Consider the following 12,413-nt stretch of genomic DNA (forward strand, 5'->3'; position numbering starts at 1 on the left):
GGGCCTGCCGCTAGCGGCGTGTTCAGGCTTGTTTGCTGTGCGCGGTCTTTTTTGTCGCTGGCTTTGCAGCGGGCTTGGCGGTGGATTTGGCGGCAGGCTTTGCCGCTGCGGCCCGTTTCGCCGGAGCAGAAAGCTTGTTGTTCTCAAGAATAAAAGCCTTGACCTGCGGGTAGACGATGTCGCGCCAGCGGCGGCCGCTGAAGATGCCGTAGTGGCCCGCGCCCTTGACTTCGAGGTGCTTTTGCAGGCCCTTGGGGATGTTGTAGCAAAGGCTGTGGGCCGCCTCTGTCTGGCCCGAACCGGAGATGTCGTCGAGTTCGCCTTCGACGGTGAAGTGGGCCGTGGTCTTGATGTCTTCGGGGCGCACGCGCTCGAGTTCGCCGTCCACGTTCTTGACGTCCCAGTTGCCGTTGACCAGCTTGAATTCCTGGAACACCGTCTTGATGGTTTCCAGGTAGTAATCGGCGTCCATGTCGAGCACGGCGTTGTATTCGTCGTAGAACTTGCGGTGTGCCTCGGCGCTGGCGTCGTCACCCTTGAGCAGGTCCTTGAAGTAGTCGTAATGGCTGCTGGCGTGGCGGTCGGGGTTCATCGCGACAAAGCCGGTGTGCTGCAAAAAGCCGGGGTAGACGCGGCGGCCGGCGCCCGGGAAGTTGCTGGGCACGCGGTAAATCACATTGTTTTCAAACCACTCGTAGCTCTTGTTCATGGCCAGGTTGTTCACGGCCGTGGGCGATTTTCGCGCATCGATGGGGCCGCCCATCATGGTCATGCTTAGCGGGGTGGTCTCGCCGCGCGAAGCCATCAGCGACACGGCCGCCAGCACCGGCACGGTGGGCTGGCAGACGCTGATGACGTGGCAGTTGCCGTAAATGCCCTGGATGTGGCGAATGAATTCCTGCACGTAGTTGACGTAGTCGTCGAGGTGGAAGGAGCCGTCGGACAGCGGCACGGTGCGCGCGTTTTTCCAGTCGGTGATGTAGACCTTGTGGTCCTTGAGCATGGTGCGCACGGTGTCGCGCAGCAAGGTGGCGTAGTGGCCGGACAGCGGCGCCACGATCAGCACCGCGGGCTCGCCCTTCAGGCCCGTCAGCGTGGCGGGATCGTCGGTGAAACGCTTGAAACGACGCAGTTCACAAAAGGGTTTGTCGATTTCCACGCGTTCGTGGATGCTGACTTCGGTGCCGTTGACGTCGACGGTGCGGATGTCGAAGGCCGGTTTTTCATAATCCTTGCCCAGCCGGTAAATCAGGCTGTAACCGGCCGCCACGCGCTGGGCGAAAGGGTTTTGCCCGAGCGGCGACAGGGGGTTGCCGTAGAGCTTGGCGGCAGCCTGTGCGAAGTCAACAAAGGGCTCCATCAAGGTGCGCTGGGTTTCATAGACTTGGTACAGCATCGGGGATCAACCTTGGTTATGTCGTTATGAAGTAAAACGTAGTATGTTGCAGTGCAATATAACAGGCAGGTGCCGCACTGATTTGAGGATAACCACCAATTCCGGGCGCTTTTCACGGGATTGGTGCCAAAGCGCCACGCAGGCGGGCCGGGGCTTGTTTACCGATAAACCGCCGCCACCTGCAAAATTGTAGGAACACTTACCATTCTGCCTCCGGCCAGCGGTTTTGCCGACCCTCTGGGACCGCAGACCCGAACAGGAAACAACAACATGCTCCCCACTATTGACGCCTCCGCGCTGGACCGACTGGCCTCCCTGAAGAAATCCGACAGGATGCCGGTGCTTTTTGTGGGCCACGGCAGCCCCATGAACGCCATCGGCGACAACGAATACCGGCGCAGCTGGCAGGCGCTGGGCGCCGAATTTGGGACGAAATACCCCAAACCGCAGCTGATTTTGTGCATTTCCGCCCATTGGCTGACCGAAGGCTGGTGGCTGACCGGCATGGACAAGCCCAAGACCATCCACGACTTCGGCGGTTTTCCGCAGGAGCTGTTCGACCAGCAATACCCCGCGCCCGGTGATCCGGCCGCCGCGCAGGCCATCAGCCAGCTGGTGCGCCAGCGGGCCTCGGCGCCGCTGGGCATCGATGAAGGCGAATGGGGGCTGGACCATGGTGCCTGGTCGGTGCTCAAGCCCATGTTCCCGGATGCGGACATTCCGGTGATCCAGCTCAGCATGGACTACGGCCGCGCACCCGAGGACCACTACGCGTTGGCAAAACAGCTCAAGGCCTTGCGCGAGCGCGGGGTGCTGGTGGTGGCCAGCGGCAACATCGTGCACAACCTGCGCCAGATGCAGCGCGGCGCGACGGGCAGCCAGGCTTACGACTGGGCGCTGGAGTTTGACCAGATCACGGGCGGCTACCTGCAGCAGGGCAACCTTGATGCGCTGCAGAACTTCCAGAAGCTGGGCCAGGTCGCCAAAATGGCACATCCCACCCATGAGCACTACTTGCCCCTGCTGTATGCCGCAGGCGCCGCCGACGGGAAGGAGGCTATGCGCTTTTTCAACACCAGCTTCCAGGCGGGGTCGATCTCGATGCGCTCGGCGGTGTGGGGTTAGGCGTTCAGGTGCTCATCCGCAGCCAGGGCCAGCGCTCTTGGTAGGCCCTGGCCTTCTTTTCAAACAGCGGCAGGTGAGGGCACAGCGGATTCGGTCCGAGCCGGCCCTGGTACAGGTCGTCCAGGCTGTTGGGCGCATAAAGCTCAAGGCCTGAGCTACCCGCCTTCACGCCCACACAGGTGCTGGTGACCAGGAAACGGTCAATGCCGTCCCGGGAACTGTTGAGGGCTGGATAGGGAAAACTGAAGTAGTCCTGGTACCAGGTATGGACCCGGGCCTGGTTTTTCGCTTCCACCGTGATGCCCTGGCTGGCAAAACAGGACTGCACCCGATCATTGACCCGGACTTCAGCCGCCTCCGAAAGATCGGCGGGGTCGAAGTAGAACAGGTCGTAGTCCTTGATGTGGGCTTCGGGCGGGTTGCCTGAGCGCAGGTTCCAGACAGTCTGGAAGAGGCAGCCCGCGACCAGCCAGGCATCCGGCAGGCCCAGGGCGGGCAACTGCGCCAGGATGCGCTGGTTGTGGCGGTTTTGCAGGGCGTCCCGGATGAAGCCATCCGGGCTGGCAGGCTCAGAAGGCGTCAGGAAAATCAGACGACCTTGGCGATCGACGCGCAGACGTAGTCGATGTTCTTGCTGTTGAGCGCGGCCACGCACATGCGGCCAGTGTCGGTGCCGTAGACGCCGAATTCATTGCGCAGGCGCACCATCTGGTCCTTGTTGAGGCCGGAATAGCTGAACATGCCGATCTGGGCGGTGATGAAGCTCATGTCTTCCTTGACGCCGGCGGCCTTCAGGCCGTCCACGAGCTTTTGGCGCATGGCCTTGATGCGCACGCGCATTTCGCCCAGCTCCTGCTCCCATTGGGTGCGCAGCGCCGGCGTATTGAGCACCATGGCCACCACCATGCCGCCGTGGATCTGCGGGTTGCTGTAGTTGGTGCGAATGACCAGCTTGAGCTGCGACAGCACGCGGTCAGCCTCTTCTTTGGACTCGCAGAGCACCGACAGGGCGCCCACGCGTTCGCCATAGAGGCTGAAGCTCTTGGAAAAAGACGTCGACACGAAAAAGCTCAGGCCGGCGGCCACAAACTTGCCGATGACGGCGCCGTCTTCCGCAATGCCGTGGCCAAAGCCCTGGTAGGCCATGTCGAGGAAAGGCGTCAGCTTGCGCGCCTTGACGGCGGCGATCACTTGGTCCCACTGGGCGGCGGTGATGTCGTAGCCGGTCGGGTTGTGGCAGCAGGCGTGCAGCACGACGATGGTGCCTTCGGCGGCCGCATTGAGGGCGGCGAGCATGCCCTCGAAGTTGACGCCGCGCTTGGCTGCGTCGTAGTAAGGATAGCTTTCAACGACAAAACCGGCCTGGCTGAACAGCGCGCGGTGGTTTTCCCAGCTTGGGTCGGAAATCAGCACCTTGGCATTGGGGCTGAGCTTCTTGAGGAAGTCGGCGCCCACCTTGAGGCCGCCGGTGCCGCCAATGCCTTGCACGGTGGCAACGCGGCCGCTCTTGACGGGCTCGCTGTCAACGCCGAACACCAGGCCCTTGACGGCGGCGTCGTAGGCGGCGATGCCGTCGATCGGCAGGTAGCCGCGGGCCTTGGGGTCGGCCATCATCTGTTTCTCGGCCGCCTGCACGCACTGCAGCAGGGGGAGTTTGCCGTTGTCGTCGTAGTACACGCCTACGCCCAGGTTGACCTTGGCGGGATTGGTATCGGCATTGAACTGCTCATTCAGGCCCAGGATGGGGTCACGCGGGGCCATTTCGACAGCGGTAAACAAAGACATGAAATATCCTCAGAGAAGTGAAAAGAAGGCGAAAGCGACGATAGGGGATTCAGGCCACGGATTTAGGTCACAAGCTGACCGGAAAAAAAGGCTACAAGAGGTATCAAAAAGGCGATCCGGCGGCTATTGGGGATTGCAATTCCCATTTTCGGCCGAATGTCGTATTCTGTTTGGTTGCCCTGAATTTTAACGGGGCTTGATCGAGGTTTTATGCCAGAAGCTATAGAAGTCATAACCGAGGTGGCAGGTTCGGCCCCCGGCGAGGGCCAGTTCATCCGTTTCCCGGATTCGCCGTTCGAATTGTTCCAGCCCTATCCGCCGGCGGGCGACCAGCCGCAGGCGATTGAGCAGCTGGTAGAGGGCGTCAACGACGGCGAGGTGTTCCAGACCCTGCTGGGTGTGACCGGTTCGGGAAAGACCTTCACCATGGCCAATGTGATCGCCCGCCTGGGCCGCCCGGCCATTGTGTTTGCGCCGAACAAGACGCTGGCGGCGCAGCTGTACAGCGAATTCCGCGAGTTTTTCCCCAAGAACGCGGTTGAATACTTCGTCAGCTATTACGACTACTACCAGCCCGAGGCCTATGTGCCGCAACGCGACCTTTTCATTGAAAAGGACTCGGCCATCAACGAGCACATCGAGCAGATGCGCCTGTCGGCCACCAAGAGCGTGCTGGAGCGGCGCGACACCATCATCGTCGGCACGGTCAGCGCGATTTACGGCATAGGCGCGCCGGAAGATTACACGCAGATGCGCTTTATCGCGCGCATAGGCGACAAGATGGGCCAGCGCGACGTGATCGCGCGGTTGATCCGCATGCAGTACACGCGCAACGAGCAGGACTTCGCGCGCGGCACTTTCCGGGTGCGCGGCGATGTGATCGACGTCTTCCCGGCCGAGCATTCCGAGCTGGCCATACGCATCGAACTGTTCGACGACGAGATCGAATCGCTGCAACTGTTCGACCCGCTGACGGGCCGCATCCGCCAAAAAATCCCGCGCTTTGTGGTCTATCCCAAGAGCCACTACGTCACGCCGCGCGACAAGGTCATGACGGCGGTGGAAACCATCAAGCTGGAGCTGTCCGAGCGCGTGGCACAGTTCATCGCCGACGGCAAGCTGGTGGAGGCCCAGCGCATCGAGCAGCGCACCCGTTTCGACCTGGAAATGCTCAGCGAAATCGGCCACTGCAAGGGTATCGAGAACTACACCCGCCACCTGAGCGGTTCGCCACCGGGATCGCCGCCCTCGACACTATGCGACTACCTGCCCAAGGACGCGCTGATGTTCCTGGACGAAAGCCACGTCATGATCGGCCAGCTCAACGCCATGTACAACGGCGACCGGGCGCGCAAGACCACGCTGGTGGAATACGGCTTCCGGTTGCCCAGCGCGCTGGACAACCGGCCGCTGAAGTTTGAGGAGTTCGAGGCCAAGATGCGGCAGGCCATTTTTGTCTCGGCAACGCCCGCGGCCTACGAGCAGGAGCACGCCGGCAAAGTGGTGGAGCAGGTCGTCAGGCCGACCGGCCTGGTCGATCCGCAGGTCGAGGTGCGGCCGGCCACCCACCAGGTCGACGACGTGCTGCAGGAAATCCGCATCCGGGTCGAGAAAAACGAGCGGGTGCTGATCACCACGCTGACCAAGCGCATGGCTGAGCAGCTGACCGACTATCTGAGCGACAACGGCGTCAAGGTGCGTTACCTGCACAGCGACGTGGACACCGTCGAGCGCGTGGAAATCTTGCGCGACCTGCGGCTGGGCGCTTTTGACGTGCTGGTCGGCATCAACCTGCTGCGTGAGGGCCTGGATATTCCCGAAGTGTCCCTGGTGGCCATCCTGGACGCCGACAAGGAGGGTTTTTTGCGCGCCGAACGCAGCCTGATCCAGACCATAGGCCGGGCCGCCCGCAACCTGAACGGCCGTGCCATCCTGTATGCCGACCGGATCACCGACTCCATGAAAAAAGCCATGGGCGAGACCGAACGGCGGCGCAACAAGCAGATCGCCTTCAACCTCGAGCACGGCATCACGCCACGCAGCGTGGTCAAGCGCATCCGTGACCTTATCGACGGTGTCTACAGCGAGAAGTCAGGCAAGGAAGCCGAAAAGCTCGAGATGCAGAAGGCGCTGGTCGAGGACATGAGCGAAAAGGACATCGCTCGCGAAATCAAGCGCCTGGAAAAGCAGATGATCGAACACGCCAAGAACCTGGAGTTCGAGAAAGCCGCCCGGGTCCGAGACCAGTTGCACAGCCTCAAGGAGCAGGCTTTCGGTGCCCCTGGCACCGACAACGTGCCGCCCGTGACCGTTGCGGGCCAAGCCCGGCTCTGAGCCGCAACCGCGCCAGTGAAGCCCCTCATCGCACCATATTGGTGCAATGAGGGGCTGAGTCTACGGGTTAGCCCCATGTTTTTGGCGCCGCCAGCGGGAAAAACCCTGCTTGTGTTATACTTGACGAAAACAGTCAAGAACAATACCAGAACAACAAAAAGCCCCCGCGATACCGGTTGACTGACCTGGGCGGCTGGAGGAAGAGTTCCCTGTAAGCCACAAGCTTGCAGGGTGAAAACGACAGTCAAGCCATTTAAAGGAGCTTGTTATGCGCCTCACAACCAAAGGCCGCTTTGCGGTCACCGCGATGATTGATTTGGGACTGCGCCAAAACAACGGCCCGGTCACCCTGGCTGCGATCAGCCAGCGCCAGCAGATTTCCCTTTCTTACCTCGAACAGCTCTTCGGCAAGCTGCGCCGCCACGAACTGGTGGAATCCACCCGTGGCCCCGGCGGCGGTTACACCCTGGGTCGCAAGGCTTCCGAAATCACCGTGGCCGACATCATTGTGTCGGTGGACGAGCCTATCGATGCCACCCAGTGCGGCGGCAAGGAAAACTGCCTGGGCGAAGGCGGCCGCTGCATGACGCACGAGTTGTGGGCATCGCTGAACAGCCGCATGGTGGAGTTCCTGGATTCCGTGACCCTGCAAAAACTGGTCGAAGACCAGCTTGCCAAGGGCGTGGTGATCGAGAACACCCCCCAGGTGAAAAAAGCCATTTTCACGGCGCCGGCGGTCAAGCCGATTCGCGTGAACGCGCCGAACTCGGTCTTTGCCCTGGGCAATGCATTTTCCAAATCCTGATGGATCCAGGCCGGGCGTTCGCCCGGCTTCATCCCTTTGTGAACTGAAGCATTGACCCTTGATCGCGCTGCCAGCCAGCCCGTGAATTAAAAAAGCTAGCCACATGGACACCCCACACTTTCCCATCTACATGGATTACAGCGCCACGAACCCCTGCGACCCGCGGGTGGTGGACGCCATGATTCCCTGGTTGCGCGAACACTTCGGCAACCCCGCTTCCCGCAGCCACGCCTGGGGCTGGGAGGCGGAAGCCGCCGTCGAGAAGGCGCGGAGTCAGATCGCCGACCTTATCGGTGCCGACCCTCGCGAGATCGTCTGGACCAGCGGCGCCACCGAGTCCAACAACCTGGCACTCAAGGGCGCGGCCCATTTCTACAAAACCAAGGGCAAGCACATCATCACGGTCAAGACCGAGCACAAGGCCGTTCTTGACACCTGCCGCGAGCTGGAGCGCCAGGGTTTTGAAGTGACTTACATGGACGTGCAGGCCGACGGCCTGCTGGACCTGGAAGCCCTCAAGGCCGCTATCCGCCCCGACACCATCCTCGTCAGCGTCATGTTCGTCAACAACGAAATCGGTGTGATCCAGGACATCCCGGCCATTGGCGCCCTGTGCCGTGAAAAAGGCATCATCTTCCATGTGGATGCCGCCCAGGCAACCGGCCGCATCGACATCGACCTAGCCACCTTGCCGGTCGACCTGATGAGCCTGACTTCGCACAAGACCTACGGCCCCAAGGGCATTGGCGCCCTGTACGTGCGCCGCAAGCCGCGTGTGCGCCTGGAAGCGCAAATGCACGGCGGCGGCCATGAGCGCGGCATGCGTTCGGGCACGCTGCCCACGCACCAGTGCGTGGGCATGGGCGAGGCCTACCGCATCGCCAAGGCCGAGATGCACGAAGAAAACAAGCGCATCCGCGCCCTGCACGAGCGCATGCTCAACGGGCTCAAGGATGTGGAAGAGGTATTCCTCAACGGCCATGCCGACAAGCGCGTTCCGCACAACCTGAACATGAGCTTCAATTTCGTCGAAGGCGAGTCGTTGATCATGGGCATCAAGGGCCTGGCGGTTTCCAGCGGTTCGGCCTGCACTTCGGCCAGCCTGGAGCCAAGCTATGTGTTGCGCGCCCTGGGCCGCAGCGACGAACTGGCGCACAGCAGCCTTCGCATGACGATTGGCCGCTGGAGCACCGAAGAAGAAATTGACTACGCGGTCGCCACCATCAAGGAAAACGTGGCCAAACTGCGCGAACTGTCTCCCCTGTGGGAGATGTTCAAGGATGGTGTTGATTTGTCCACCATCCAGTGGGCTGCTCACTGAGCGGCGCGTCGAACAGCTTAAAGAGGTAAACAAAATGGCATACAGCGAAAAAGTGGTGGACCACTATGAAAACCCCCGCAATGTCGGCTCTTTTGAAAAGGGCGACGAATCGGTAGGCACCGGCATGGTCGGCGCGCCGGCTTGCGGCGACGTGATGAAGCTGCAGATCAAGGTCAACCCGGTAACGGGCGTGATCGAAGACGCGCGCTTCAAGACCTACGGCTGCGGTTCCGCGATCGCTTCCAGTTCGCTCGTGACCGAGTGGGTCAAGGGCAAGACGCTGGACGAAGCGGCCAGCATCAAGAACAGCGCGATTGCCGAAGAACTGGCATTGCCGCCCGTCAAGATTCACTGCTCCATCCTGGCGGAAGACGCCATCAAGGCCGCCGTGAACGACTACAAGCAAAAGCACGCGCACTGATCAACGCATTCCCGTCACCTGTTTCATTTTTGAGTGATTTAAATGTCCGTAACCCTCACTGATGCGGCTGCCCGGCACGTGACCCGCTACATGACCAAGCGCGGCAAGGGCGTCGGCGTGCGCCTGGGTGTCAAGACCACCGGTTGCTCGGGCCTCGCTTACAAGCTGGAATACGCCGACGAGATCGCGCCCGAAGACGTCGTGTTTGAAGACAACGGCGTCAAGGTGCTGGTCGACCCGAAGAGCATGGCCTACATCGACGGCACCAAGCTGGATTTTGTCCGTGAAGGCCTGAACGAAGGCTTCAAGTTCATCAACCCCAACGAGCGCGACCGTTGCGGCTGCGGTGAAAGTTTCCGGGTTTGACGGGCGAGCGATCTTACGCGTGCTGCACCCTTACCGAAGCCGCCTCCACTGATTGTGCTGGCGGCTTTTTCTCGGCATGAATCTTCAATCCAATGACTTCGAGCTTTTCGGTGTGCCCCAGCGCTTCGCGCAGGATCGCGCCGTGCTGGACGCGCGCTGGAAGGACCTGCAGCGCGAGGCGCACCCCGACAAGTTCGCCGCCCAGGGCGCGGCGGCGCAGCGGGTGGCCATGCAATGGTCGGTGCGCATCAATGAAGCCTACCAGCGCCTGAAGGACCCGCTCAGGCGCGCCAGCTACCTCTGCGAACTGAACGGCGCGCCCATCAACGCCGAAAACAACACGGCCATGCCGCATGATTTTCTGGTGCAGCAGATGCAGTGGCGTGAAGCGCTCGATGAAGCCGAGACTGCCGGGGATTTTGAAGAGATCGCCTCGCAAGCCGCCATGAATGGACGCGAGAAGCTGTCAAAGATAGAGCAACTGCTGGACATGGACAGGGATTTTCCCGCTGCCGCCCGGCAGGTTAGAAGCCTTATGTTTATTGAGCGCTTTGCCAGCGAGGTTGATGCGCGCATCGACCAGCTGGGACAATAAAAGCATTACAGAGAAGTACAACGACCGCGCATGGCACTCCTGCAAATTTCCGAACCCGGCCAGACGCCTGACCCGCACCAGCGGCGCATCGCAATCGGCATTGACCTGGGCACCACGCACTCGCTGGTGGCCAGCGTGCGCAATGGTGTGTCCGAATGCCTGCCTGACGAGCAGGGAAGGGTGCTGCTGCCGAGCGTGGTCCGTTATCTTGAGGCCGACAAGCGCCAGATCGGTTATGAAGCCCTGGCGGCGCAGGTGGATGATCCGCGCAACACCATTTCTTCCGTCAAGCGCCTGATGGGCCGCGGCATCCATGACATTGGCAGCCGGGCCCAGTTGCCTTATGAATTGAACGACAAGCCGGGCATGGTCACGCTACAGACCGTCGCCGGCGAAAAAAGCCCGGTCGAGATCAGCGCCGAGATCCTGGCCACGCTGCGCTACCGCGCCGAAGACACTTTCAACGACGACATATACGGCGCCGTGATCACCGTGCCGGCCTACTTCGACGACGCCCAGCGCCAGGCCACCAAAGACGCTGCGCAATTGGCCGGCCTGAACGTGCTGCGCCTGCTCAATGAACCCACGGCGGCCGCGATTGCCTACGGCCTGGACAACGCCAGCGAAGGCGTCTACGCCGTCTATGACCTGGGCGGCGGCACCTTCGATATTTCCATCCTGCGCCTGACGCAGGGCGTCTTCGAGGTGGTGGCCACCGGCGGCGACTCGGCACTGGGCGGTGACGATTACGACCGTGCGCTGGTCGACTGGGTGCTGGCCAAGGCCGGGCTCGCGGCGGAGACGCTCACGCCCTCCGACAAGGCGGCCCTGCAGCGCGCCGCGCGCGGCTGCAAGGAAGCCCTGTCGGCCGCAGACCCCGTGCCTTTTTCGGTGCAGTTGGCCAAGGCCCTCGTCAACTTCGAGATGAAGGCCGAAGACTTCGAAACCGCGACGGCCCACCTGACCCAGCGCACGCTGGCGGCCGTCCGCAAGGCCTTGCGCGATGCCAAGCTGGCCAAGGAAGATATCCAGGGAGCGGTCCTCGTGGGCGGCTCCACGCGCATGCCCCAGGTGCGCAAGGCGGTCGCCAGCTTCTTCGGTCGCGAGCCCTTGGTTAATCTCAACCCCGATGAAGTGGTGGCGCTGGGCGCGGCCATTTCCGCCAACCAGCTGGCCGGCAACAACACGGGCGATGAGCTGCTGTTGCTGGACGTGATTCCTTTGTCACTGGGCATTGAGACCATGGGCGGGCTGGTCGAGCGCATCGTGCCGCGCAACCAGACCATTCCCACGGCCATGGCGCAGGACTTCACCACCTACCAGGACGGCCAGACGGCCCTTGCCCTGCATGTGGTGCAAGGCGAGCGCGACCTGGTGGCCGATTGCCGCAGCCTGGCCCGCTTCGAGCTCCGCGGCATCCCGCCCATGGTGGCCGGTGCCGCTCGCATCCGCGTGACCTTTACCGTCGATGCCGACGGCCTGCTCAGCGTGAACGCGAAAGAGCAGGTCAGCGGCGTCGAGGCACGTATTGACGTAAAGCCTTCCTACGGCCTGTCGGACGAGGATATCGCGCGCATGCTGCAGGACAGCTTTTCCACCGCCCAGCAGGACATGAATGCCCGCGCCCTGGCCGAGGCCCGGGTTGATGCGGACCGCATGATCCTGGCCACGCAAAGCGCCCTGGCGGCGGACGCCGATCTGCTCAGCCCCAACGAGCGCGCGCAGATCGACAGCCTCATCGTCGGCCTGGCCGACACGCGTGCGCACGGTGACGCGGCCGCGATAGAAGCGGCCACCCAGGCGCTGGCCAAAGGCACCGAAGCCTTTGCCGCCCAGCGCATGAACCGGGGCATCAAACAAGCCCTGGCCGGTAAAAACATCGAGGCCGTCTGAACCGACTGAAAACCATGCCCATCATCAAAATACTGCCCCATCCCGAATACTGCCCCCAGGGCGCTGAAATCAGCGCACCGGCCGGCACCTCGATTTGCGAAGCCCTGCTCGACAACAAGATCAACATCGAGCATGCCTGCGACTTGAGTTGCGCCTGCACGACCTGCCATGTGGTTGTGCGCGAAGGCTTTAATTCGCTGAACGAGCTCGACGAAAGCGAAGAAGACCTGCTGGACCGCGCCTGGGGCCTGGAGCCCAATTCGCGCCTGAGCTGCCAGGCTTTCCTGGCCCAGTCCGACGTGACGGTGGAGATACCCAAATACTCCATCAATCACGCAAAGGAAAACCACTGAGTTTTCGGGAAAAAGCGGG

General features: G+C 61.8%; 12 protein-coding genes. 9 read left to right on the forward strand and 3 right to left on the reverse strand.

Features of this window, described 5'->3' with window-relative positions; all coding sequences use genetic code 11:
- Positions 1-22 precede the first annotated feature (22 nt).
- Positions 23-1,396 (reverse strand): polyhydroxyalkanoate depolymerase, encoded by a 1,374-nt coding sequence (locus AC1D0O_RS16920; RefSeq protein WP_477654663.1) that lies wholly within the window; start codon positions 1,394-1,396, stop codon positions 23-25.
- Between the two features lie 270 nt (positions 1,397-1,666).
- Between AC1D0O_RS16920 and ygiD the strand changes: the two genes are divergently transcribed.
- Positions 1,667-2,521 (forward strand): 4,5-DOPA-extradiol-dioxygenase, encoded by an 855-nt coding sequence (gene ygiD, locus AC1D0O_RS16925; RefSeq protein ID WP_477654664.1) that lies wholly within the window; start codon positions 1,667-1,669, stop codon positions 2,519-2,521.
- Between the two features lie 4 nt (positions 2,522-2,525).
- Here the strand turns inward: ygiD and AC1D0O_RS16930 are convergent, their stop codons facing one another.
- Together AC1D0O_RS16930 and AC1D0O_RS16935 are read right to left on the reverse strand one after the other, a co-directional pair.
- Positions 2,526-3,020 carry a nucleotidyltransferase family protein gene (locus tag AC1D0O_RS16930; RefSeq protein ID WP_477654665.1) on the reverse strand — a complete coding sequence of 165 codons (495 nt, stop codon included), beginning with the start codon at positions 3,018-3,020 and terminating at the stop codon, positions 2,526-2,528.
- A gap of 89 nt (positions 3,021-3,109) precedes the next feature.
- Positions 3,110-4,306: an amino acid aminotransferase gene (locus AC1D0O_RS16935; RefSeq protein ID WP_477654666.1), complete on the reverse strand. Its 1,197-nt coding sequence runs from the start codon at positions 4,304-4,306 to the stop codon at positions 3,110-3,112.
- Positions 4,307-4,516: 210 nt separating this feature from the next.
- On the opposite strand from AC1D0O_RS16935, the gene uvrB reads away from it, so the two are divergent.
- From uvrB to fdx, 8 genes are all read left to right on the forward strand, one after another.
- Entirely contained in the window at positions 4,517-6,640 is a 2,124-nt protein-coding gene (gene uvrB, locus AC1D0O_RS16940; protein WP_477654667.1) for an excinuclease ABC subunit UvrB, read from the forward strand.
- Positions 6,641-6,908: 268 nt separating this feature from the next.
- On the forward strand, positions 6,909-7,445 hold the full coding sequence (gene iscR / locus AC1D0O_RS16945; RefSeq protein ID WP_092128187.1) for a Fe-S cluster assembly transcriptional regulator IscR: 537 nt from the start codon (positions 6,909-6,911) through the stop codon (positions 7,443-7,445).
- 103 nt (positions 7,446-7,548) lie between these two features.
- Positions 7,549-8,766, forward strand: coding sequence for an IscS subfamily cysteine desulfurase (locus AC1D0O_RS16950; RefSeq protein ID WP_477654668.1), 1,218 nt, complete (start codon positions 7,549-7,551; stop codon positions 8,764-8,766).
- A 34-nt stretch (positions 8,767-8,800) separates the two neighbouring features.
- Complete coding sequence (iscU, locus tag AC1D0O_RS16955; protein WP_007867013.1) at positions 8,801-9,187, forward strand: Fe-S cluster assembly scaffold IscU; 387 nt, start codon at positions 8,801-8,803, stop codon at positions 9,185-9,187.
- Between the two features lie 42 nt (positions 9,188-9,229).
- Positions 9,230-9,553: an iron-sulfur cluster assembly protein IscA gene (gene iscA, locus AC1D0O_RS16960; RefSeq protein WP_074575253.1), complete on the forward strand. Its 324-nt coding sequence runs from the start codon at positions 9,230-9,232 to the stop codon at positions 9,551-9,553.
- 76 nt (positions 9,554-9,629) lie between these two features.
- Complete coding sequence (hscB, locus tag AC1D0O_RS16965) at positions 9,630-10,148, forward strand: Fe-S protein assembly co-chaperone HscB (protein WP_477654669.1); 519 nt, start codon at positions 9,630-9,632, stop codon at positions 10,146-10,148.
- A 30-nt stretch (positions 10,149-10,178) separates the two neighbouring features.
- A complete protein-coding gene (gene hscA, locus AC1D0O_RS16970) occupies positions 10,179-12,041 on the forward strand; it encodes a Fe-S protein assembly chaperone HscA (protein WP_477654670.1) in 1,863 nt (620 codons plus the stop codon).
- A gap of 14 nt (positions 12,042-12,055) precedes the next feature.
- Entirely contained in the window at positions 12,056-12,394 is a 339-nt protein-coding gene (gene fdx, locus AC1D0O_RS16975) for an ISC system 2Fe-2S type ferredoxin (protein ID WP_436154118.1), read from the forward strand.
- Positions 12,395-12,413 lie beyond the last annotated feature (19 nt).

Source organism: Polaromonas sp. P1_F2 (genome assembly GCF_056405735.1).